Genomic DNA, 23,880 nt, shown 5'->3' on the forward strand with positions numbered 1-23,880 from the left:
ACCTGTCCGCGAAGGCGTAAGTGAAACTGCTACATCTGCTTCGCCTGGCAAACTGCATTCGCGGACAGGTCCGCTCCCACGCATGATGCGTGGCGCAAAATACTTTATTGAACCGCCACTCTCCCTGTAGGAGCGAACTTGTTCGCGAGACGTTATGTCAGGCGACTACGATGTTAAAGCTACCGGCGCCTCGCGAATGAATTCGCTCCTACAGGGACGCGTGGTTGCCATGAAGGCACTCAGACTTGTGGGAGCGGACCTGTCCGCGAAGGCGTTTGTGAATCTGCTACATCTGCTTCGCCTGGCAACTTGCATTCGCGGACAGGTCCGCTCCCACGCATGATGCGTGGCGCAAAATACTTTGTTGAACCGCCACTCTCCCTGTAGGAGCGAACTTGTTCGCGAGGCGTTGTGTCAGGCGACGACGATGTTAAAGCTACCGACCCCTCGCAAATGAATTCGCTCCTACAGGGAGGCGTGGTTGGCACAACGCAAGAGCTGCGTGCAGGTCAATTCACCTCAATATCCAGCCGCTTCAACCGCGAGGCCAGGGTCGTTGGTTTGATGCCCAGCAACTCTGCCGCGCCGCCTTTGCCGAACAGCTTGCCGTTGGCGGCCTTGAGGGCGGCGTGCATGTTGTTGCGTTCCAGGTCGCGCATCTGCGCTTCGGTGAGGAAGGCGTCGCTCACCGCCAAAAGGGTTACGGCAAGGGCAGGGGCTTTGGCTTCCTCCGGCAAATCCAGATTCAAATCCGCGCCGGTTGAGGTGATCAGCCCACGCTCGATCACGTTTTGCAGCTCACGAATGTTCCCCGGCCACGAATAGGCCTGTAGCCGCTCGATGTCGCTATTACGCAAACGCCGCCCCGGCATGTTCAGGCGTTTGCCGGTCTGCTTGAGGAAATGTGCCGCCAGCGGCGCGATGTCCAGCGGGCGTTCGCGCAGGGCGGGAGAGTGGATCGGAAACACGTTCAAGCGAAAATACAAATCCTCGCGAAAATGCTTGGCTCCAACTTCCTGCCGCAGATCACGGTTGGTGGCGGCAATGATCCGCACGTCGACCTTGCGCGTGCGCTCCTCGCCGACCCGCTCGAATTGCCCCTCCTGCAACACACGTAGCAGCTTGCTTTGCAGCTCCAGCGGGATTTCCCCGATCTCGTCGAGAAACAACGTCCCGCCATCGGCCAGTTCAAAACGCCCGACCCGATCCCGCACCGCGCCGGTAAACGCGCCGCGAATGTGGCCGAAGAATTCGCTTTCGAACAGTTCAGTGGGAATCGCGGCGCAGTTGACCCGAATCAGCGGGTGCGCGCTGCGGCGGCTGGCCTGATGGATGGCGCGGGCGATCAACTCCTTGCCGGTGCCGGATTCGCCATTGATCAACACGCTGGCATCGGTGGGCGCCACTACGTCAATCTGCTTGATGATTTTCAGGATCGGCGCGCTCTGTCCAACGATCTCGCGAAAGTTGTGCTCGATGTGAATCTCTTCCTGCAAATAGGCGTTTTGGTCTTCAAGACGCTGCTTGAGCACTTTCAGTTCTTCCAGCGCGTTGTGCAGTTGATTCTCGGTGGTGCGCCGCTCGGTGATGTCACGAAACACCACTACCGCGCCCGCTATACGGCCATCGGAAATCACCGGTGTGCTGGTGAATTCCACCGGGAAGCATGAGCCGTCACGGCGCCAGAACACCTCTTGCCGCCCCTCATGCACCACCCCGTCGTGCACCGCTTTGTAGATCGGGCAGTCCTCCACCGGATAGTGGCTGCCGTCGGCGTGGCTGTGGTGATGGATGCGATGGATGTTTTTGCCGAGCATCTCTTTGACTTCCCAACCGAGCATCCGAGCCCCGGCCGGGTTGACGAAGGTCGCCAGTCCGTCGCTGTCGATGGCGTAGATGCCGTCGCCCACCGAGCTGAGCAGCAACTGGTTATCGCGTTCGGATTCCTGAAACAGATTGAGTATGTTGCGCCATTCGATCAGCCCGCCACGCATGGTGCGCTCGGTGTGGGCCTGATCTTGCTGATACTTTTGCGCGCTGGCCTCGCGCAGCACCAGAATCAACTGCGGGCTGCCCTTGATCTGCAGAACGGTGGCGGAAATTTCCAGCTCGATGCGTTCGCCGGTCTTGCAATTGCAGCTCAGGTCATCAGTCCAGCCGCGGCCTTTGTCCATCACTGCCTGGGTGAAGACGATCAGGTCGGCCAGCTGATGACCGAACAGCTTGCTCACCGGCAGTTCCAGCAACTCCTGACGCGGATAGCCCAACAGCTTGCAGGCCGCGATGTTGAGATCACCGAAACGGTCGGTAAACGGGTCAAGCAGGGTGATGGCTTCGGCGCAGTGCTCAAACACCATGTGCCGCGACGAATAGGCGAGGTCGGCCCAGCCGATCAGAGAGTCTGGTTCGTTCATGGTTACGAAATCTCGTGATTTGCCGCTACGAATATTCGTATTTCTACGGGAATGCGTGATTTTGCGAAAGCATCAGATTGAGTGGATAAAGGCAGATCAGACAGCCATCTCCCATGAAATCAGCAACTTAAGGACAAGCTTCAATGCGTTTTTATTTTTGGCACGGCGTTCGCTCTAGTGCTGGTGTCCCCCGGTGATCAACCCGGACATCAACAACACCAGCGCCAATGGAGCCATGACATGCCTATCGTAGAAACCCCGCACTATCAGGACGGCGACTTTCTGGTCAATTACGAAGAGAAAGTCTTCGAAGACGTGAAAGCCGAACCCGGCGAAAAGGCCCTGCTGACCTTCCACACTATTGCGTTTGAAGGGTCCATTGGCCTGGTCAACATGCTGCAGGCCAAGCGCCTGCTGCGCAAAGGTTTTGAAACCAAAATCCTGCTGTACGGGCCGGGTGTGCAACTGGGTGTGCAGCGCGGTTTCCCGACCCTGGGCGCCGAGGCGTTTCCCGGCCATTTGGCGGTGAACAACCAGATCAAGGCGTTCATGGCTGAAGGCGGTGAGGTCTACGCCTGCCGCTTCGCCCTGCAAGCGTTGTACGGCCAGACCGAGAAAGCCCTGATCGAAGGCATTCGCCCGATCAACCCGCTGGACGTGATGGACCTGCGCCTGCTGATGCGCCGTGAGGGCGCGATGATTATTGATACCTGGACGGCGTAAGTCAGACGGGGCAGCCCGCTTCGGCAGGTCACACACAAAACCTGTGGGAGCGGACCTGTCCGCGAAGAGGTCGGTACAGCCCATATATTTTTGGTGCCGGACACAATGTCTTCGCGGACGGGTCCGCTCCCACAGGGATCTGTGCCGGTCAGATAAATGATCGTTCCCACGGCCCGCGTGGGAACGATCACAACCTTGTGGGAGGGAGCTTGCTCGCGATCGGTTGATCAGACGCCGCATGTCTGTCGGCTCTACCGACGTCTCGCGAGCAAGCTCCCTCCCACAGATGCTCGCTCCACCTGCACCAGGACTCACCCATGACCACCATCCGCGCCGCCGCCGTTCAGTTCAGCCCTGTGCTGTATTCGCGCCAAGACACTGTTGCCAAGCTTTGCCGCACCTTGCTGGAGCTGGGCCGCGAGGGTGTGCAGTTCGCGGTCTTCCCGGAAACCGTGGTGCCGTACTACCCTTATTTCTCCTTCGTCCAGCCGCCTTTCGCCATGGGCAAGGAACACCTGCGTCTGCTGGAAGAGTCCGTCACCGTACCCTCCGACGTGACCCGGCAGATCGGCGAGGCCTGTCGTGAAGCGGGCATCGTCGCCTCCATCGGCGTCAACGAGCGCGAAGGCGGCACGATCTACAACGCACAATTGCTGTTCGACGCCGACGGCACGCTGATTCAGCACCGCCGCAAGATCACCCCGACCTATCACGAACGCATGATCTGGGGGCAGGGCGACGGTTCCGGTCTGCGCGCCGTGGACAGCGCCGTCGGCCGGATCGGTTCGCTGGCCTGCTGGGAGCATTACAACCCGCTGGCGCGCTACGCCTTGATGGCCGACGGCGAGCAGATCCATGTGGCGATGTTTCCAGGCTCCCTGGTCGGCGACATCTTTGCTGAGCAGATCGAAGTCACCATCCGTCATCACGCGCTGGAGTCGGGCTGCTTCGTGGTCAACGCCACCGCTTGGCTGGACGCTGATCAACAGGCGCAAATCATGGCCGACACCGGCTGCGGGCTTGGGCCGATTTCCGGCGGATGTTTTACCGCCATTGTCTCCCCGGAAGGCCGTTTGCTGGGCGAGCCGCTGCGCAGCGGCGAGGGCTGGGTGATCGCCGATCTGGACCTCAAGCTGATCGACAAACGCAAACGCATGATGGATTCGGTGGGGCATTACAGCCGCCCGGAATTGCTCAGCCTGCTGATCGATCGCACACCCACTGCCCATGTCCATGAGCGCGCGCCGCAACTGAGCGCGCAAACCGTCAAAACCGAGGAGCTTGCCCATGCAGACCAATGAATTATTGGCCGAACTGCAATGCCACGGCGTGCGCTGGCCGGCCTCGCAAAACGGCCTGTCGCGCAAGGGCGGAGCGGGTCCTTCGGACCACAAGGCCCTGACGTTCGGCAGCCGGACCATGATGGTGCCGATCCTCAATCAGGCCTCACAAAACTCGCCGTACCTGGCCGAGCCCAGCGCTGACGGCAGCCAGGCGCTGATCTTCCGCGAAGGCCTGCAAGTGGGTCAGGTGCAGATGCCCGGCGTGCCGAACTTCTATGGCTTGAGCACCGCCGAGGGCGTTCCGTACTGGAAAATTGCCACGCTGCACAGCAAGGACGTCCTCGCGACCACCGTGTTGCAGCATTGCATCCGCTTCAATGATCGGGCGACGTCCTGCCAGTTTTGCGCCATCGGCCAGTCGCTGGCAGCGGGCAAAACCATCGCCCGCAAACGTCCGCAGCAACTGGCTGAAGTGGCCAAAGCGGCGGTGGAACTGGATGGCGTCAAGCACATGGTGATGACCACCGGCACGCCACAAACCCCGGACCGTGGCGCGGCGATTCTGTGTGAATCCGCCGCCGCCGTTACCGCTGCCGTAGCGCTGCCGATTCAGGCGCAATGCGAGCCGCCGGACGATGACATCTGGTTCCAGCGCCTGGCCGAAAGCGGCGTGGTGTCGCTGGGCATGCACCTGGAAGCGGTTACCGATGAAGTGCGTCAGCGGATCATGCCGGGCAAGGCCGAAGTGCCCCTGAGCCGGTATTTCGAAGCGTTCGAAGCGGCGGTGAAGGTGTTTGGTCGCGGTCAGGTCAGTACTTACATCCTGGCAGGTTTAGGTGATAGCGAAACGGCGATCACCGACATGAGCGAGCGCTTGAGCGAGATGGGCGTTTACCCGTTTGTGGTGCCGTTCGTGCCCATCGACGGCACCCCGCTGGCCCATCACCCCAAACCCGACAGCGCGATGATGGCCCGGCTGTATCCGCAGATCGGCGCCAGCCTGCGCCGCCATGGTTTGCATTCCGATCAGATCAACGCCGGCTGCGCCAAATGCGGCGCGTGCTCGGCGCTGAAGAATCACGAGTAAGCCCTGAACTTTCGGGAGACGGATCATGCAGAACCTGGCCTTCGCACTGGTCGACAGCACGTTTGAACCGTTTCGCGCAGGCGAACTGGTGGTCAAGCCCGCCAGCGAGCACTGGGAGAAGCAGGCGTATTTCGCGTTGCGCCGCTCGGTGTTTTCCGATGAGCAACAACTGTTGGCGCAGGACAAGGACAGCCATGATTTTCAGGCCATCGCCATTGTCGCGTTGGCTGGCAGTTGTGGCATGGCCGATCAGGTGGTGGGCGCGGTGCGGATTTATCAGCCCGAACCCGGCGTTTGGTTTGGCGGGCGGTTGTGTGTGGCCCCGGCGTATCGGCGGCACAGCATGATAGGCAAGGCGCTGGTTAACGAGGCCGTGTCCCGTGCCAGAGAGCTTGGCTGCGAAACCTTTCGGGCTACGGTTCAGTCGGGCAACGAAACCTGGTTCCACGGCTTGCGCTGGCAAACCCTGGAACAGATGCAATTGCTCGGTCAGCCCCATTGCCTGATGCAGGCGGATCTGGCGAGTTACCCGCTGATGCCGCGTCAGGTTTCGTTGCGCTCTTTGAAGGCCAAACGTCATGACTGACTCACTTGATCTGAGTGCACTGCTGGATACCCTGCGCAACACCCCGGCCATGCGTTCCAAGCAGACGATTCAGCAGCCAGCCCGCGCTATCGGCCCGGTCAAAAATCCCCTCAGCCGCGCAGAGCTTTACGCACTGCCTGGCGATGACACCGCCGCGATTGCCTGCGGCGAGCAGTTTCAGTTGCTGGCCATTGAGGGCATGTTGCCGGGCTTCGTCAAGACCGCGCCGTGGTTCGCCGGGTGGTCGGCAGTAATGGCCAACGTCAGCGATATCACCGCCATGGGTGGGCGGGCAACGGCGGTGGTCAACGCCTATTGGCACCACGACGATGCCGCTGCCCAGGAAATTCTTGCGGGCATTCGTGCCGCCTGCGAGGCCTACGGACTGTTGCTTGCCGGCGGTCACACCAGTCTGGCCGAGGGCAATCCAACCGCGCTGGCAGTGGCGATCACGGGCATTGCCAGCAAGTTGCTGTCGACGCTGCATGTGGCGCCAGGTCAGGTGATCGCCATGGCGGTCGACCTAGAAGGTGACTGGCACGCCGACAGCACTTATTGGAAGGCCTTCGAAGGCGTACCTGCCGAGCGCCTGCGCAGCAAGCTCGAAGTGCTGCCGCGTCTGGCCGAAGCCGAACTGTTGCGCGCCGCCAAGGACATCAGCAACGCCGGGGTATTGGGCAGCCTGTTGATGCTGCTGGAAACCACCGGATGTGGCGCCGACATCGACCTGGCTCAACTGCCATGCCCAGCTGATGCCGACCTCGTACGCTGGCTTCAAGTGTTCCCCAGTTACGGCTTTCTCATGACGCTGGACGAAGCCGATTGGCCCAACGTGCAGGCGGCCTTTGCGTTCGAAGGCCTGCGTTGCGAGCGTGTCGGGCAGGTCAACGACAGTGGCGCATTGCGGGTGCATTGCGGCGCGCAGCAAGAAACGTTCTGGGACCTGCGTGCGCAGTTGTTCACCGGGTTCAGTTATCCCGATCTCGATCTATCCCCTTTGTCTGTTCACAAGGAGCACTGACATGCCCGCCGTCAATTTCAAAATCCGCTGGCCCAACGGCAAAGAGGCCGCCGGGTATTCGCCCTCCACTGTGATCTACGAGCATTTGCAGGAGGGCGCGAGCTATCCGCTGGCCGAATTTCTGGAGCGCATCGAGGGCGGTTTGAACAACGCGTCGGAGCGGGTCAAGCAGGTTAAGGGTTTCTATTGCAGCTCGGCGATGGACACTCTTAGTTCGCTCAAAGGCCAGGCGCATTACCAGGAAGACGGTCCGGTAGAAGTCACCAGCATGCGCACCGAAGGCGGCGGGCGGGTGACGGGGGCAGGGTGGAGTTCGTTTTGAGCGACCGCCACACCCCCTGTAGGAGCGTGGCTTGTCCCGCGATCGGGGACGCAGTCACCGCAAATCCGATCAACGCGTTGTGTCAGGAAACACTCATTGATCGGTTACGACGGGTTCCCCGCCGATCGCGGGACAAGCCACGCTCCTACATTCCTAATCTCATGCAAACCCGGAGAACCCCATGGCCCAGGCAATCACCCACATCAAATTCGGGGGCGGGCTGGAGTTCGTTTTGAGCGATCGCCGCAACTTCTGTAGGAGCGCGCTTGCCCGCGATTACGGAGTGTCAGGCGACATCAGCGTCACAGGCAGATCCCGATCGCGGGCAAGCGCGCTCCTACATTCCTAATCTCATGCAACTCCGGAGAACCCCATGCCCAGCCCAATCACCCATATCAAACCCCCACACCACAACGTGATCGTCGTCGGCGGCGGGCAGGCCGGGTTGTCTGCCAGTTACCACCTGCAGCAACAAGGCATCGAGCATCTGGTGCTGGAAAAACACAGCCTGACTCACACCTGGCGCAATCAGCGCTGGGATGCGTTCAGCCTGGTTACGCCCAACTGGCAATGCGCGCTGCCGGGCTATCGCTACACCGAAGAACACGGCGGCAGCGACCCTCACGGCTTCATGAAAAAAGATGAAATCAACGCCTATCTGGCAGGCTTCGTCAAAGCGGTCAACGCCCCGGTGCGCGAAGGCGTAACGGTCAAACGCGTGGTGCCTCGCGCCTCCGGTGGCTTCGATGTGCACACCTCCCAGGGCGAGTTCACGGCCGATCAGGTGATCTGCGCATCCGGTGGTTATCACACGCCGATCATTCCGCGCCTGGCCGAGCGTCTGCCAGCCGCAATCACGCAGATTCATTCCGAGCAGTACCGCAATCCGCAGTCGCTGCCGGAGGGCAACGTGCTGGTAGTCGGCTCCGGGCAATCTGGCGCGCAGATTGCCGAAGACCTGCACCTGGCCGGTCGCAAAGTTTTTCTGGCCGTGGGCGATGCGCCCCGTTGCGCACGTTTCTATCGCGGCAAGGACGTGGTCGAGTGGCTGGCGCATATGGGCTACTACGACATCGGCGTGGACACCCATCCGTTGCGCGAAGGCGTGCGCGACAACACCAACCACTACGTCACCGGCCGTGACGGTGGGCGCGATATCGATCTGCGCAAGTTCGCGTCCGAGGGCATGGAATTGTTCGGTCGGCTGGAAGGCTTGAGCGGCAGCGTTTTGCAGTTCAGCGATAACCTGGGCGCGAGCCTGGACAGCGCCGATGCCGTCTACAACCGGATCAATGCCTCCATCGACAAATACATTGCCGAGCAGGGGATTGATGCTCCCGCCGGGCAGCGTTATGAACCGCTGTGGACGCCGCAGCAGGAGCGTGCAGAACTGGATCTGGCCGAGCAGGGCATTACCAGCATCATCTGGTGCATCGGTTTTACCCCGGACTTCACCTGGGTCGAGGCGCCGGTATTCAACGGTCGTGGGCATCCGGGACATCAGCGCGGAGTAACGGCGCAGGAAGGTCTATATTTTCTGGGGCTGCCGTGGTTGTACACCTGGGGTTCGGGCAGATTCTCCGGTGTTGCGCGGGATGCTGAGTATGTGGTTGAGCATTTAGCCGGGTTGGCGCAGCGGCCTGTACGACACGCCTCTTCGAGCAACACGGTCTATTGAAGCCGCGTGGTGCCCAGCTTTCACGGGATCACGCAGAGCCCGTTTAAGACAGCCCTTGGCATCAGATTTCATGCGTGTATATTGAATGCAAAATACAAAAACAGAAGGCATCGATATGAAAAATGCGCTTGATAGACCCGTATTCGTCCCATTTATCGGCCCCACGTTGTTAGGCACACCGCTTCTAAATAAAGGCACCGCGTTCAGCAGTGAAGAACGCGACACCCTGCATCTGCAAGGACTGCTTCCGCAGCAGGTCGAAACCATTGAGCAACAGGCTGAGCGCGCCTATCACCAGTTTCAGGCGTGTACCGGCGATCTGGAAAAACATGTCCTGCTGCGATCAATTCAGGACTCCAACGAAACCTTGTTCTATCGAGTGGTCGACGATCATCTCGATGAAATGCTGCCGATTATCTACACGCCCACGGTCGGCAAAGCCTGTCAGGAATTCTCGCGGATTTATCGCAGCCATCGGGGTGTTTTTATCAATATCGCCGACAGCGGCCGTCTCGATGAAATCCTCAATAACGTCACCAAAGACCATGTGAAGGTCATCGTCGTCAGCGACTGCGAGCGCATTCTCGGGCTGGGCGATCAGGGTGTCGGTGGCATGGGCATTCCCATCGGCAAACTGTCTTTGTACACCGCGTGTGGAGGCATCAGCCCGGCTTACACACTCCCGGTTGTCCTTGATGTGGGCACCGACAACCCCAAGTTGCTGGCAGATCCGTTGTACTTCGGTCGTCGCGAGAAGCGCATCCGGGGTCCCGAGTACGATGCGTTCCTGCAGGCGTTCGTCGAAGGCATTCAGCGACGCTGGCCTGACGCGATTTTGCAGTTCGAAGATTTTGCCCTAACCAATGCCATGCCGCTGCTGGCCCGATACCGTGATCAGCTGTGCTGCTTCAACGACGATATTCAGGGCACAGCAGCCGTAACTGTCGGCACCTTGCTGGCGGCGTGCAAGGTCAAGGGCCAGCGTCTGTCCGATCAGACTGTTGCGTTTGTAGGCGCGGGTTCGGCGGGCTGTGGTATCGCCGAGCAAATCATCGCGGCCATGCAGCTGGAAGGTTTGACCGAGGCAAAGGCCCGCAGCCAGGTTTACCTGCTCAACAGCAAGGGTCTGTTGACCGACCGCCAGCCTGATCTTTATGACTTTCAGCAGCGCCTGGCCCACTCCAGCGAGGCGCTTGAGCACTGGACTTTCAGCGGCCAGTGGCCGTCGCTGCACGAAGTGGTAAGCAACGCCAGACCGACCGTGCTGATCGGGGTTTCAGGCAAGGCGGATCTGTTCACTCAAGAGGTGATTGAGACAATGTATGCCCATTGTCCGAAACCCATCATCATGCCGCTGTCCAACCCTACTTCGCAGATCGAGGCGCACCCCAAGGACATTCTGCAATGGACCGAAGGTCAGGCGCTCGTTGCCACAGGCAGCCCGTTTTTGCCCATCGAAATGGATGGCCGAACCTTTCCCATCGCGCAGTGCAATAACTCCTATATCTTTCCCGGCATCGGTCTGGGCGCCATTGCCAGCAAGGCCACTCGCATCACCGACGGCATGCTGATGGCCTCCGCCCAGGCGCTGGCTCAAAGCGCCGGGGCAGGGGAAATGCTGCCTCCACTGCGTGATGTTCAGGCCGTGAGCAAGCGCATCGCGCTGGCTGTCGGCCAGGCCGCTCAGCGCGATGGCGTAGCGGCACCGTTGTCGGACGAAGCGCTGCAAGCGTCCATCGACGAGCATTTCTGGAAGCCGGTTTACCGGCAGTACGCGCGCCGCCCCGAGTAAATAAAGAAGCAAAGAAAACCCGCCGATCTGGCGGGTTTTTTGTGGGTCTGCCGCCAGCAAGGCTGACAGCGTTACTTAGTGATGATCGTTGAAACGTGGGGGTCCGTTGCCGGTTCGAGGGTCGGCTTCACCTGCTCGAATTTGTTCTGGGGTTTCATACGGAACGACAGAATTACCCCGATCGCCAACAGCACGATGCTCACGAGAAACGGCAGCTGCCAGTTGCCGAACTTATCGATCAACAAGCCTGCTGCCACCGGGCTGACGATGGCAGCCATCGCCGATCCGGTGTTCATCATCCCGCTCGCGGTGCCGCAGTGATCGGGTGCTATGTCCATCGGGATCGCCCACATTGGCCCGATCGTCATCTCCGAAAAGAAGAATCCGATGGCCAGACACGCCAGTGAAACGTGCAGATTGCTGGTGAACATCAGCGGCAACAGCGCGAGAAGCGTCAGTGACAGGCAGATCGCGACCATGAGGCTTCGCGCTTTATTCAGATTCTTGGTGCGGGCATAAATGCGGTCGCTGACGATGCCGCCCAAGGTATCCCCGACGACACCGCCGAAGAACACCGTCGATGAGAAGATCGCGGTGTTCTTGAGGTCCAGGCCCATGTTCATGAAATACATCGGCACCCAACTGAGCAACAACCAGAGCGTCCAGCCGTAGCAGAAGTAGACAATCGTCACCGGCGCCATGCGCTTGAAGAGTCGGCCCCAGGCCAAGGGCACATTACTTTTCACTTTGGGCGCGGGCAGTACGTCCAGCTCTTTTTGTGAAATGCGCGGGTGGTCCTTGGGCAATTCGGTGAAAACCAGAGCCCAGAGGCAAACCCAGACAAAACTGATGCCTGCACAGACATAGAACGATTCTCGCCAGCCATAGGTCGCCATCACCGCGATCATCGCCGCTGGCGCCAAGGCGTTGCCCAGACGGGCGAAGGCGTGGGTGATGCCTTGTGCGAAGCCTCGTTTTTCCTTGGGAACCCAGCGCGCCATGGCCGCTGTGGCAGCGGGGAATGTGGCACCTTCGCCAAGCCCCAGCAGTACGCGCGCCACGATCAGGGAAACGAAACCACCGGCCAGGCCGGTCAGCACCGTAGCGCTGGCCCAGATCAGCCCGCACACCACCAATGTGCGCTTGGCTCCAAAGCGGTCACTGACCCAGCCGCCGATGATTTGAAAGATGAGATAGGGGTAGGCAAACGCAGAGAAGACGATGCCGATCTCTGTTTTGGTCAGGTTGAATTCCTTACCGAAACCGACCGCTGCGGTACTGACGTTGACGCGGTCCAGGTAAGTAATGAAATACATGGCGCACAGCATAAAAAGCACCACCGTGGTGGGGCGCAGACGTAAAAACTTCATGTGCTATCTCCAGTTTCTTATTGTTCACGCTGACAAACGCGTTGATTCGGGATAGTTGAGTCGGAACGGGGGAGCTGCTGCCGAGGGCGCAACTCCCTTTTTGGATCACTCGCGCCGCAGCGGCACGGATTGCCCTCCCAGGTAATCCATCGCGGCCAGAACACCACTGGATTGCAGTTTCACTCCTGCCATTTGCAGGCCCATCTCACAGCCAGTCAGGGTGGCCATCAACATCAGATCGTTGCAGTCGCCCAGGTGACCAATGCGGAACATACGGCCCTTCATTTTGCCAAGCCCGGTACCCAGGGACATGTCAAAGCGCTCGTAGATAATCTTGCGCACGGCGTCGGCGTCGATGCCGTCAGGGGTCATGACTCCAGTCAGCACCGGGCTGTAGACCGCAGGGTCGGCGCACTGGATTTCCAGTCCCCAGGCTGTTACAGCAGTGCGACAGGCTTGGGCCAGACGATTATGGCGGATGAACACGTTCTCCAATCCTTCGCCGAGGATCATGTCCAGCGCTTCCGAGAGCCCGTAAAGCAGGTTGGTGTTGGGGGTGTACGGCCAGTAGCCGGTTTTGTTCATTTCAATGATTTCGTCCCAGGCCCAGAAGCTGCGAGGCAGTCCGGCAGATTTGCTGGCCTCGATAGCTTTGGGTGAAAGGGCATTGAAACTGATGCCGGGCGGGAGCATGAGGCCTTTTTGCGAGCCTGATACGGTGACGTCCACGCCCCATTCGTCATGGCGGTAGTCAGCTGATGCCAGGCCGGAAATCGTGTCCACCAGCAGCAGTGCAGGGTGGCCGGCGGCATCGATTGCCCGGCGCACCGATGCGATATCGGAGGTCACGCCGGTGCTGGTTTCATTGTGTACAACGCACACCGCTTTGATGCGCTGATCGCGATCTTCGCGCAGGTGGGCTTCGATCATCCGGGCGTCGACTCCGCCGCGCCAACCCTCGATACCCGGCTGGCCAATGAACTGCGGCTTGAGGCCGAGGCTCAGGGCCATTTTCTGCCAGAGCGTGGCGAAGTGGCCGGTTTCAAACATCAACACTTCATCACCTGAGCTCAAGGTGTTGCACAGCGCGGCTTCCCAGGCTCCGGTGCCCGAAGCGGGGTAAATGATCACAGGATGCTGCGTCTTGAAGATTTGCTTGATGCCTTCAAGAACCTTGAGCCCCAACTCGCCAAACTCCGGGCCTCGGTGATCGATGGTCGGATAACTCATGGCGCGCAGAATGCGATCAGGGACGGGACTAGGACCAGGGATTTGCAGAAAGTGACGGCCAGCAGGATGGAAGTCGAGCTTTAGCATGGGTGACTCCTTGTTGTTGTATTTTGCATTCAAAATACGTTAGCACGTCACTTGGGTGTGTCAAACGTCATAATTGCGCTAACATTCCTCAATGTCTGGGCCGATTTAGAATAAGGCGCGACCGCTGATGAGGATTTTGAATGCAAAATTTTAACGAGCTGGAAGAGCACGAGTCTCCACGTCTGATGCCCAAGGTCGAGCGTCAGCGTCTGCATGACACCGTGGTTGAGCATCTGCGCAGCTTTATTACTGAAGGGGTATTGGGCCCCGGCACCAAACTCAACGAACGCGAGTTGTGCGAAACCCTTGGCATCTCGCGCACGCCACTGCGAGAAGCACTGAAGGTCCTCGCCGTCGAGGGCTTGATTGAGATCAATCCCAATCGCGGTGCCAGCGTCGCGCGCATGTCGGAGCTGGAAATCCGTGAAACCTTTGAGCTGATGAGCGGCATCGAAGCCTTCGCCGGTGAGCTAGCCTGCGAGCGCATCACAGACCAGGAACTGGACGACATCAAGGCACTGCATTACGCCATGGTGGTCAGCAAAAACCAGAACGACCTGGCCGGTTATTACCAGCGCAACCGCGCCATCCACGACCTTATAAATCTGGCAGCCCGCAATTCGGCGCTACGTCAGGTCTACCTGTCCTTGAATCGCCGCATCCAGGCGCTGCGTTACCTGTCCAACCAACAAGCGCCCAAGTGGGAGCGGGCTCTGCACGATCATGAAGAGATGATTGAAGCGTTGCAGGCACGAGACGGTAAACGCATGAGCAGCATTCTTCGGCACCACCTTCTGGAGAAGCGTGATGCGATTATGTTGATGGTCCGCGATCACGCCGAGCATCCAAAGTCCATCCGTCGCTAGGCCTGACCAAATCACATCGGGGCGGACCTCGCGCCTGCGCGGCACGCCCGTATCTAGAACTGAAGACCCGGAACTGAAGACGGATGACCCTTGACGGGTACATGTAACGAGATAATACTTCGCTCAGATTCATATAGATGAATACATAAATACAACAGCGAAGCGATCGAACATGAACCGACTCTCCAGCGACGTCCGTCTTCCGCTTTACCAACGCCTGCGTGATCAACTGGCCGAGCAGATTGCCAATAACCGCTGGCGGCCGGGCGAGGCGATTCCCACCGAAGCCGCGCTCTCCAGCGAGTACTGCCTGTCCACGGGCACTGTGCGCAAGGCCATCGACATGCTGGTCGCCGAAAACATCCTTGAACGCCAGCAGGGGCGTGGCACGTTCATTCGGCGTCCGCAGTTCCAATCCTCATTGTTCCGCTTCTTCCGTTTCCAGACGGCCTCCGGCGAACGTCAGGTCCCGGAAAGCCGCATCCTTTCCATCGAGCCGGTCAGTGCGCCGTCCGCTGTGGCGCAAGCGCTGGGCCTGCCGCTGGACGCTCCGGTGATTCGTATGATTCGCCTGCGATTGCTCGATGCGCAGCCGGTGCTGGCCGAAGAAATCTGGCTGCCTCAGGTGCAGTTTCAGACCTTGCTTGAGATCGACCTGACCCGTGAAGGTCCGCTGCTGTATCCGATTTACGAGCAGTTCTGCGGCCAGGTCGTGGCCTACGCCGAAGAAAGCCTGACCGCTGAGGCCATCAGTGAAGTCCACTCGCGATTGCTGCAAGTGCCGGTCAACAGCCCGGTGGTGGTGATCGAGCGTCTGGCGCGCAACTACGCCGGACAACCGCTGGAATGGCGCCGCTCTCGCGGGCACGCCGAGCATTTCCGCTACAGCGTGGATATTCGCTGAAAACACGATCCCTGTAGGAGCCAACTTGTTGGCGAGGCGTCCTGGTGCGTACATCCGGACGGGCGCCTCGCGAACAAGTTCGCTCCTAGGGCATGCGTCGCGCCAAAACAATTGCCACACGCACACTCATAAGGACAAAAACCATGTTCAGTTGGTATCGCCAAGTCACTCCTCGGGAGCGCAAAACGTTTTGGGCCTGCTTCGGCGGCTGGTCGCTGGACGCACTCGAAGTGCAAATGTTCGGCCTGGCGATTCCGGCGCTGATCGCAGCCTTCGCCCTGAGCAAGGGCGATGCCGGCCTGATCAGCGGCGTGACCCTGGTGACCTCGGCCATCGGTGGCTGGGTCGGCGGCACACTGTCGGACCGCTACGGCCGGGTGCGCACGCTGCAATGGATGATCCTCTGGTTCTCGGTATTCACCTTTCTATCGGCCTTTGTCACCGGCTTTCATCAGTTGCTGATCGTCAAGGCCCTGCAGGGCTTCGGCATTGGTGGCGAGTGGGCGGCGGGCGCGGTGCTGATGGCCGAAACCATCAACCCGCAATATCGCGGCAAAGTCATGGGCACCGTCCAGAGCGCATGGGCGGTGGGCTGGGGCCTGGCGGTGGGTGTGTTCACCTTGATCTGCTCGTTCGTCCCGGCGGATATCGCCTGGCGCGTGATGTTCCTGGTCGGCTTGCTGCCCTCGTTCCTGATCATCTGGGTGCGCCGTAACGTCGAAGAACCGGACAGCTTCCAGCGCCTGCAAAAAGAAAACGCCATCCCCCAGAGCTTTTTCAAATCACTGGCCGGGATCTTCCGTCCGGAACTGATTCGCGTGACCCTGCTTGGCGGCTTGCTGGGCCTCGGCGCTCACGGCGGTTATCACGCGGTGATGACCTGGCTGCCAACGTTCCTGAAAACAGAACGCAACCTGTCGGTGCTCAACTCCGGCGGCTATCTAGCGGTGATCATATTCGCCTTCTGGTGCGGTTGCGTGGCCAGCGGCTTTTTGATCGACCGCATCGGCCGGCGCATGAACATCGTGCTGTTTGCTTTGGCATGCGTGATCACCGTGCAGTGCTACGTGTTCCTGCCGCTGACCAACACGCAAATGCTGTTTCTCGGATTCCCCCTGGGCTTTTTTGCGGCAGGCATTCCGGCCAGCCTCGGTGCGCTGTTCAACGAGCTGTACCCGGCTGACGTGCGTGGGGCAGGGGTGGGCTTTTGCTACAACTTTGGCCGGGTGTTGTCCTCGGTGTTTCCGTTCCTGGTTGGTCATATGAGCGAGTCGATGTCTCTGGGATCGGCCATTGGTATCGATGCAGGTATCGCTTATGGCGTAGCGGTGATTGCCGCGCTTTGCCTGCCGGAAACCCGTGGTCGCAGCCTCGAAGCAACGTCCGCCGCCGCGCAGGGTTCTGCCAAGGGCGAGACCGCTCGCGCCTGATGTTTTTTGTCTGTGTGGTGCGCCCCTTGCCCGACGGCACGCACCGCACTTCCTTCCATAGATGAGTGCCATGTCTGATACCTGTTCCCAACCGATTCTCGGCATCGATTCCCATGCCCACGTGTTCAGCAGGGAGCTGGATCTCACCACCGCACGGCGCTACACACCCGACTACGACGCGACGCTCGGCTTGTACCTGGACAACCTGCGCGAACACGGTTTGAGCCATGGCGTGTTGGTACAGCCGAGCTTTCTTGGTACCGACAACAGCTACTTGCTGGCAGCGCTGCAACTGGCGCCCGAGCAGTTGCGCGGGGTTGTGGTGGTGGAGCGCGACATCAGCTGCGAGCGCTTGAATGAAATGGATCGCTGCGGCGTGGTCGGCGTGCGCTTGAACCTGATGGGCAAGCCGCTGCCGGATCTTTCCGAACCTGCGTGGCGCAGTTTCTTTGCCCACCTCGTCGAGCTGGATTGGCACGTTGAGCTGCACCGTCAGGTTGAGGATTTGCCGATTTTGATTCGCGGGTTGATGCCGTTCGGGATCAAGATCGTGGTCGACCATTTCGGTCGTCCGGATGCGCGTCTGGGCATGGATCAACCGGGCTTCGGCCAGATGCTGGAGCTGGGCTTGAACGGACAGGTCTGGATGAAGGTCTCGGGCATCTATCGTTTGGGGGGCAGCGAGCAACAGAACCTGGATTTCGCCCGTCAGGCCCTGCCTTTGCTGGAACAGAGCTTCGGGTTCCGGCGGCTGGTGTGGGGCAGCGACTGGCCGCACACCCAGCATGAAAACAGCATCAATTACGCAAGCGTCGTGCAGCAATTGCAGGCCCTTGGCTGCTCGGCGCAGATGATGCGCTCACTGCTGATCGAAGCGCCTCAGGTGTTGTTTGATTTTGCGGTTGTGGAGGTTTGACGCTCTCTGCAGCTTCGCGCTGAACCCATGGGAGCGGACCTGCGCCTTGCTCAGGTTTCAGCCGCGTCGCTGATCGGTTGTGGGAGCGGACCTGTCCGCGAATGCGGTGGCTCAGCCATGAAGATGCATCAGCTTGTACCTAAGTCTTCGCGGACAGGTCCGCTCCCACGGTATTTGCGGGTTCAGCCACGCCGCAGATTCATTGTGGGAGGGAGCTTGCTCGCGAATGCAGGCGAATGACCGACAGATAGATGTCGGATGTACCGAAGCCTCGCGAGCAAGCTCCCTCCCACAGGGCTAGCTGCTTTTCCACCCACCGCCCAACGCCACCATTAACTCCACGCTCGCTTGCAATCGACTGCTATCGAGCACTTGCAACCTGCGCTGAGCCTGCAACGCGGTGGTCTGCGCCGTGACCACCACCAGGTAATCCGTCGCGCCAGCCTCATAGCTGCTCATCGCCATTTTCTCCGCGCTGTTGGCCGCATCTACTGCCGCCTGTTGATCTGCCGATTCCAGCTGCAAATCCCGCAATTGCCCCAAGTTGTCTTCCACCTCGCGCACCGCCTTCAAGACCTGACTGTGGTACTGCGCGGCGGCTTCTTCGAATTCGGCTTTGGCCTGACGCTCGTTGGCGCTGCGGCGTCCGCCGTCGAAGATCGGCAGGTTCACCAATGGCCCCAGCGCCCAATAACGGTTGGCCGCCGCCAGCAGATTTCCGCTGCCACCGGTCATGCCGCCGAACATCCCGGTCAGGCTGAAATCCGGGTACCACGCGGCTTTCGCGACGCCGATGTTGGCGTTTGCCGCGAATACCCTGCGCTCAGCCGCCGCGATGTCGGGGCGTTGCTGCAACAGACTGCCCGGCAACGCCTGGGGTATACCGGGCAAGGTGATCGGCTGCGGGTCAGCAGCCAACGCGAAATCACTGGGCAGCTTGCCCACCAGCTCGGCAATGGCGTGTTCGCTGAGATTGCGTTGCGCGCGCACATCGTCGAGCTGCGCCTGGGCTTCAGCCAGTTGGCTTTGCGCACGAGTCAGGTCCAGTTCCGACGCGATCTTGCCTTCATAGCGATCACGGGTCAGTTGCAGCGCCTGGGTGTAATCGTCCAGCGAAGTCTTGAGAATCTGGCTCTGGGCATCCAGCCCGCGGGCCTGCACATACAGCGTCGCCAGTTGCCGTTGCAGGCTCAGGCGTGCCACCGCCAGATCGTCAGCCGAAGCCTGCGCTTGGGCATCCCCCGAGGCCACTTGATTGCGGATCTTGCCCCACAGGTCGAGATCGAAATTCAGATTCAGGCCCACGGTGTCGCTGTTGTAGACCGAAGGCTGAGTGTCGCCGCGCAACGGGCGGCGGTCCGACTGACGCTGGCGCACCGGGCCGCCGCTGGCGTTGATCTGCGGGAACAACCCGGCGTGCAGCTGACTGGCATAGGCCTGCGCGGCATCGAAGTGCGCCAGCGCGGCGGCCAGGTCCGGATTGGCGTTGAGCAGTTGCTGTTGCAGGTCATCTAGCTGGCGATCACCCAGCAACGTCCACCACCGGGCCTGTAACTGATCCGCCGGTTGCGCCGGATGCCAGTCACCCTCGGGCTGTTCTTTGTAGTGCGAGGGCAAGGCAGTAACCGGCGTCTGATACGTTGGCGCCAATGAACAGCCCTGCAACGTCATCGCGATCACCAGCGCCAAACCTTCAAGCCTTGCGCGCATGTGTACCTCCAGCGTCGGCCAGTTGCACAGGATCGTTTTCACGCAGGGCATCGGGCGGGTTGTCGACGATACGATCCGCAGGCTTGAGACCCTGATCTATCACCAGCCGGTCACCCAGATCCATCGCAATGTGGATGTCCTGCAAATGCACGTGCCCGGCGCTGTCCAGCGTCGCCACCTGAGTGCCTTTGGCGCGGAAAATCAAGGCGCTGGCAGGGATGCTCACGGCCCGGTTATTGGCCGCGACCTTGAGTGTGGCTTCGGCGTAGTCGCCGGGCATCAGCGCTCCCTCGGCATTTTCCGCTTCGAATTGCGCGAGCAAGGTGCCAGAGCGCGGATCGACCGCTGTGGAGTCGCCCAGCAATCTGGCGCTGAACGTCTGGCCCGGATGTTCCGGCACGGTCAGTTGCACCTGCATGCCGGGGGTGATGACGCTGGCGTAGTTCTGCGGCACCGGCACATACAGGCGCAAACGATGGGTGTCGGCCATGTTGAACAGCGGTGTGATGCCCCCATCATCGGCCTTGATCAGTTGACCGATGTCGGTGTTGCGCGCGGTGATGGTCCCGGCGAATGGTGCGCGAATGGTCTTGTACGCCTCAAGGTCCGACAGCCGTTGATAGTCCGCCGCAGCGGCCTGCATATCCGCCTTGGCAGCCAGCGCGCCGGAGGCTTTTTCGTCCACTTCCTGCTGCGACACAGAATGGGTGGCCAGCAGATGCTGCCAGCGACTGGCGGTGGTTTCGGCGATGCGCGCGGTGGCCTGTTGCTGAGCGAGATGGGCGCGGGTCTGGGCCATCTGCTGGTCCAGTTCCGGGCTGTCGATCTGCGCCAGAATCTGCCCGGCCTTGACCTGAGTACCGATGTCGGAGCTCCAGCTTTTCAGGTAACCGCTGACCCGCGCGTTGATCGGCGCCTTGCTCCAGGCTTCCAGATGCGCGGGCAGACGCAGTGTGTCGCCCGTCGCGTTCTGCGAAGGCTGGATCACGCTCACCACAGGCAGCGACTGACTTTGGGTCCAGGCATCGACCGCATGTTCATGTCGGGTACGGGCGGCCAGGCCGTTGGCGACCAGCAGCGCCGCCAAGGTCAAACCGCCGACGCCGACCAGCATCAGGCGTTTGCGCGAAGGGGCGTTTTCAGACGACATGGGGTGTTTCTCCAATGTGAGCGTTGGGTTGAGCAATGGGTTTGGAATGGCGATGTACCAGGCTGAACACCACCGGCACAAACAGCAGCGTCGCGGTGGTGGCGAGGATCAGGCCGCCGATCACGGCGCGTCCCAATGGCGCGTTTTGCTCAGCGGAAAGCGCCAGCGGCAGCATGCCGAGAATCATCGCCAATGCGGTCATGCACACCGGACGAAAGCGCGTGTAACCGCCTTCCAGCGCCGCCAGCATCGCGTCGCCGTGTTCGGTCAGGCGCTCGCGGCAGAAACTCACCACCAGAATCGAGTTGGCAGTGGCCACGCCCATGCACAGAATCGCGCCCGTCAACGCTGGCACCGACAGCGAGGTGTTACTCAAAAACAGCATCCAGACGATGCCGGCCAACGCGGCGGGCAGGGCAGTGATGATCACGAACGGATCGATCCACGACTGGAAATTCACCACGATCAGCAGGTAGATCAGCACCACTGCGCCGATCAAGCCCAGGCTCAAACCGCTGAAGGCTTCGTTGAGTGCGTCGATCTGTCCGTGCAGCGTCACGGTTGCGCCTTTGGGCCGCAGGTGCGCGGTGTCGTCGATGATCTTTTGCACATCCTTGGCGACGCCGCCCAAGTCCCTGCCCTGCACGTTGGCATACAGATCGAGGGTCGGCTGGATGTTGTAGTGCGTGACCACTGCCGGGCTTTCGACACGCTTAATGGTCGCCAGCCCGCCGAGGATTTGCGACTGTCCGTTGCTCCCGGTAATCGGCAGCGCTTCGAGACTCGGCAGGCTGTCCAGACGGTATTGCGGCGTGGCAGCGACCACCGAATACGACACGCCGTTTTTCGGGTTCAGCCAGTAAGTCGGCGCCACCTGAGACGTACCGGCCAGGGACGCGCCGAGGCTGGTGGTCACGTCGTGTTCGGTGATACCCAACTGCTTGGCGCGCAGACGATCGACGTCCACTTGCAGCGACGGGTAGCCGGTGGACTGCTGAATGCGCAAATCGGCAATGCCCGGTACGTGTTGCAGACGGCGTTGCAGTTCCAGCGCGTAGGCACGGTTGGCGTCGCCATTAGGCCCGGAGACTTTCAGGTCCAGCGGAGCGGGGGCGCCGAAGTTGAGAATCTGGCTGCTGATGTCGGCAGGCATGAAGGCAAAGTGGCTGCCGGGAAAGCTTTGCGGCAGGGCCTCGCGCAGGCGTTTGACGTAATCGGCGGTGGGCGCGTGCTCGGGTTTCAGCGCGACCTGAATGTCACCGTCTTGCGGGCCGATCGTGCCGCTGCTGCTGTAGGCCATGTCGATGCCGCTTAAGGGGATGCCGATGTTGTCGATCACTGTGTCCAGCTCATCGGCTGGAATGATTTCGCGAATGCGCTGTTCGATGCGGTCGAACGCGGCGGCGCTTTCTTCGATGCGGGTGCCCAGTGGCAAGCGCACGTGCAGCGACAGTGCGCCTGCGTCAGTGGCCGGGAAGAAGTCTTCGCCCAGGCTGGGCAGCAGCGCAAAGCTTGCCAGCACACAGGTCAGGAATCCCAGCAAAAAGCGCTTGCGCGCCTTCAGCGCCAAGCCGAGCAAGCCGTAGTACACATCGCGCACGGCAGAGAATCCGCGCTCGAAACCCTGCTGGAATTTCAGCCCGGCCAGCAGCAGCGGATTGCGGCGAGGTGCGTGCTGATCACCTTCGTGATGGTTGATGAACTCATCTTCCGGGTGGCGGCCTGCGCCGCTTTCGAGCACATGGGGCTTGAGCAGAAACATTGCCAGGGTCGGCACCAGCGTGCGCGACAGCAGGAACGAGCTGGCCATGGCGAAAATCACTGCCAGCGCCATGGGCCGGAACAGGTAACCGGCGATGCCCTGAAGCATGAACATCGGCACGAAGACGATGCAGATACACAACAGCGAAACGAACGCCGGACCGACGATTTGCCGGGCACCGTCGAGAATTGCGTCCTTGACCGCCTTGCCCTGTTCCAGGTGCCAGTTGATGTTCTCGATGGTCACCGTCGCATCGTCCACCAGAATCCCCACGGCCAGTGCTAGCCCGCCGAGGGTCATGACGTTGAGCGTCTGGCCGCTGACCGCCAGCAGCGCTATCGCTGACAACACGGCCAATGGAATCGATGCTGCGATGATCAGCGTCGAGCGCCAGCTGCCGAGGAACAGCAGGATCATCACGCTGGTCAGCAGCGCGGCAATGATGCCCTCGCGAGCGACGCTGCCCACCGACTGTTTGACGAACACCGAGGCGTCCCCCAACAGCGAAGTCTTGAGCGCGGGCGGCAGGGTTTCATTGATCAGCGGCAGCATGTTGCGAATGCCGTCGACGATTGACAGCGTCGAGATATTGCCGTTTTTCAGCGCCGGCATCAGCACCGCGCGATGACCATCGACCCTTACGATGTTGGTCTGCGGCGGCGAGCCGTCACGCACGTGGGCCACTTGGCCGATGGTGATCAGCGCGCCGTCGACGGTCTTGATCGGCAGGTCGTTCAGCTCATCGATGGCCTTGGGACTGTTGTTGAGCAGCACGGTGTATTCGTCGCTGCCCATCTTCGCCGTGCCCACAGGGATGATCTGGTTGCCAGCGGCCAGCGCATTGCCGACGTCCTGCGCCGACAGGCCTTTGGCCGCCAACGCCTGCGGGTCGAGGTCGAGGGTGATCTGCCGCTGCTTGCCGCCCATGGGCGTGGGCATCGCCAGGCCTGGCACGGCGCTGAGTGGCAGACGAACGCTGTTCTGCACCAGATCGCGAATCTTCGCTTCGGAGAGCGTCGGGCTGGAGAAAGCCATTTGCAGGATCGGCACGGTGGAGGCGCTGTAGTTGAGGATCAGCGGCGGGGTGATACCGGCTGGCATCTGCTTGAGCACGGTCTGCGAGACTGCCGTCACTTGCGCGTTAGCGGTGCGGATGTCGACGCCGGGCTGGAAGAAGATCTTGACGATGCCCATGCCCGGCAGCGATTGCGACTCGATGTGCTCGATGTCATTGACCGTGGTGCTGAGCGAGCGCTCGTAGGTGTAGATCACCCGTCCGGCCATGGCGTCCGGCGAAAGACCGGCGTACTGCCAGACCACCGCCACCACGGGAATGCCGATGTCGGGGAACACGTCGGTCGGTGTTTTCATCGCCGCCATCGGCCCGACGATACAGATGAATATTGCCAACACGATGAACGTGTAGGGCTTTAGCAATGCAGTCTTGACCAGGCCAAGCATGCCGGAACCTCCCATTTCGATTCACGGCAGTCTTGTCGTCCGGACCTAACAGGCAGCCGTCAGGCGAATGAACAAATAGTTAGCCCGG

18 protein-coding genes are annotated in these 23,880 nt (G+C 60.5%); 12 read left to right on the forward strand and 6 right to left on the reverse strand.

The window, feature by feature from the left end; all coding sequences use genetic code 11:
- Positions 1-509 precede the first annotated feature (509 nt).
- Positions 510-2,414: a sigma 54-interacting transcriptional regulator gene (locus tag ACWKV9_RS25050; protein ID WP_483838793.1), complete on the reverse strand. Its 1,905-nt coding sequence runs from the start codon at positions 2,412-2,414 to the stop codon at positions 510-512.
- 240 nt (positions 2,415-2,654) lie between these two features.
- On the opposite strand from ACWKV9_RS25050, the gene ACWKV9_RS25055 reads away from it, so the two are divergent.
- From ACWKV9_RS25055 to ACWKV9_RS25090, 8 genes are all read left to right on the forward strand, one after another.
- Entirely contained in the window at positions 2,655-3,137 is a 483-nt protein-coding gene (locus ACWKV9_RS25055) for an MSMEG_0572/Sll0783 family nitrogen starvation response protein (protein WP_483838794.1), read from the forward strand.
- Between the two features lie 317 nt (positions 3,138-3,454).
- A complete protein-coding gene (locus ACWKV9_RS25060; protein WP_483838795.1) occupies positions 3,455-4,438 on the forward strand; it encodes a Nit6803 family nitrilase in 984 nt (327 codons plus the stop codon).
- A complete protein-coding gene (locus ACWKV9_RS25065; RefSeq protein WP_483838796.1) occupies positions 4,425-5,507 on the forward strand; it encodes an MSMEG_0568 family radical SAM protein in 1,083 nt (360 codons plus the stop codon). Before ACWKV9_RS25060 ends, ACWKV9_RS25065 begins: the two co-directional genes overlap by 14 nt.
- 25 nt (positions 5,508-5,532) lie before the next feature.
- Complete coding sequence (locus tag ACWKV9_RS25070; protein WP_483838797.1) at positions 5,533-6,093, forward strand: MSMEG_0567/Sll0786 family nitrogen starvation N-acetyltransferase; 561 nt, start codon at positions 5,533-5,535, stop codon at positions 6,091-6,093.
- A complete protein-coding gene (locus ACWKV9_RS25075; protein WP_483838798.1) occupies positions 6,086-7,114 on the forward strand; it encodes a sll0787 family AIR synthase-like protein in 1,029 nt (342 codons plus the stop codon). Before ACWKV9_RS25070 ends, ACWKV9_RS25075 begins: the two co-directional genes overlap by 8 nt.
- 1 nt (position 7,115) lies before the next feature.
- Positions 7,116-7,436 carry an MSMEG_0570 family nitrogen starvation response protein gene (locus tag ACWKV9_RS25080; RefSeq protein WP_483838799.1) on the forward strand — a complete coding sequence of 107 codons (321 nt, stop codon included), beginning with the start codon at positions 7,116-7,118 and terminating at the stop codon, positions 7,434-7,436.
- A gap of 373 nt (positions 7,437-7,809) precedes the next feature.
- Positions 7,810-9,114 (forward strand): MSMEG_0569 family flavin-dependent oxidoreductase, encoded by a 1,305-nt coding sequence (locus ACWKV9_RS25085; RefSeq protein WP_483838800.1) that lies wholly within the window; start codon positions 7,810-7,812, stop codon positions 9,112-9,114.
- 115 nt (positions 9,115-9,229) lie between these two features.
- Positions 9,230-10,906 carry an NAD-dependent malic enzyme gene (locus tag ACWKV9_RS25090; protein ID WP_483838801.1) on the forward strand — a complete coding sequence of 559 codons (1,677 nt, stop codon included), beginning with the start codon at positions 9,230-9,232 and terminating at the stop codon, positions 10,904-10,906.
- A gap of 71 nt (positions 10,907-10,977) precedes the next feature.
- On the opposite strand, the gene ACWKV9_RS25095 is transcribed toward ACWKV9_RS25090, so the two are convergent.
- On the reverse strand, positions 10,978-12,276 hold the full coding sequence (locus ACWKV9_RS25095) for an MFS transporter (protein ID WP_483838802.1): 1,299 nt from the start codon (positions 12,274-12,276) through the stop codon (positions 10,978-10,980).
- A gap of 105 nt (positions 12,277-12,381) precedes the next feature.
- The gene (locus tag ACWKV9_RS25100; protein WP_483838803.1) at positions 12,382-13,593 is read right to left on the reverse strand and encodes a pyridoxal-phosphate-dependent aminotransferase family protein; all 1,212 of its coding nucleotides are present in this window, start codon (positions 13,591-13,593) and stop codon (positions 12,382-12,384) included.
- Positions 13,594-13,733: 140 nt separating this feature from the next.
- Between ACWKV9_RS25100 and ACWKV9_RS25105 the strand changes: the two genes are divergently transcribed.
- The 4 genes from ACWKV9_RS25105 to ACWKV9_RS25120 all read left to right on the forward strand — a co-directional run bounded on the left by ACWKV9_RS25105 (position 13,734) and on the right by ACWKV9_RS25120 (position 17,709).
- Entirely contained in the window at positions 13,734-14,459 is a 726-nt protein-coding gene (locus tag ACWKV9_RS25105; RefSeq protein ID WP_483838804.1) for a GntR family transcriptional regulator, read from the forward strand.
- A 172-nt stretch (positions 14,460-14,631) separates the two neighbouring features.
- Positions 14,632-15,363 (forward strand): GntR family transcriptional regulator, encoded by a 732-nt coding sequence (locus ACWKV9_RS25110; protein ID WP_483838805.1) that lies wholly within the window; start codon positions 14,632-14,634, stop codon positions 15,361-15,363.
- Between the two features lie 92 nt (positions 15,364-15,455).
- Positions 15,456-16,793 carry an MFS transporter gene (locus tag ACWKV9_RS25115; protein ID WP_483838806.1) on the forward strand — a complete coding sequence of 446 codons (1,338 nt, stop codon included), beginning with the start codon at positions 15,456-15,458 and terminating at the stop codon, positions 16,791-16,793.
- A 70-nt stretch (positions 16,794-16,863) separates the two neighbouring features.
- Positions 16,864-17,709, forward strand: coding sequence for an amidohydrolase family protein (locus ACWKV9_RS25120; RefSeq protein ID WP_483838807.1), 846 nt, complete (start codon positions 16,864-16,866; stop codon positions 17,707-17,709).
- Between the two features lie 297 nt (positions 17,710-18,006).
- Here ACWKV9_RS25120 and ACWKV9_RS25125 read toward each other — a convergent pair whose 3' ends face one another.
- The 3 genes from ACWKV9_RS25125 to ACWKV9_RS25135 are packed head-to-tail and all read right to left on the reverse strand — an operon-like array spanning position 18,007 to position 23,792.
- Entirely contained in the window at positions 18,007-19,419 is a 1,413-nt protein-coding gene (locus tag ACWKV9_RS25125) for an efflux transporter outer membrane subunit (protein ID WP_483838808.1), read from the reverse strand.
- Positions 19,403-20,569 carry an efflux RND transporter periplasmic adaptor subunit gene (locus tag ACWKV9_RS25130; RefSeq protein ID WP_483838809.1) on the reverse strand — a complete coding sequence of 389 codons (1,167 nt, stop codon included), beginning with the start codon at positions 20,567-20,569 and terminating at the stop codon, positions 19,403-19,405. Before ACWKV9_RS25130 ends, ACWKV9_RS25125 begins: the two co-directional genes overlap by 17 nt.
- Positions 20,559-23,792, reverse strand: coding sequence for an efflux RND transporter permease subunit (locus tag ACWKV9_RS25135; protein WP_483838810.1), 3,234 nt, complete (start codon positions 23,790-23,792; stop codon positions 20,559-20,561). Before ACWKV9_RS25135 ends, ACWKV9_RS25130 begins: the two co-directional genes overlap by 11 nt.
- Positions 23,793-23,880 lie beyond the last annotated feature (88 nt).

It is taken from the genome of Pseudomonas corni (assembly GCF_057128765.1).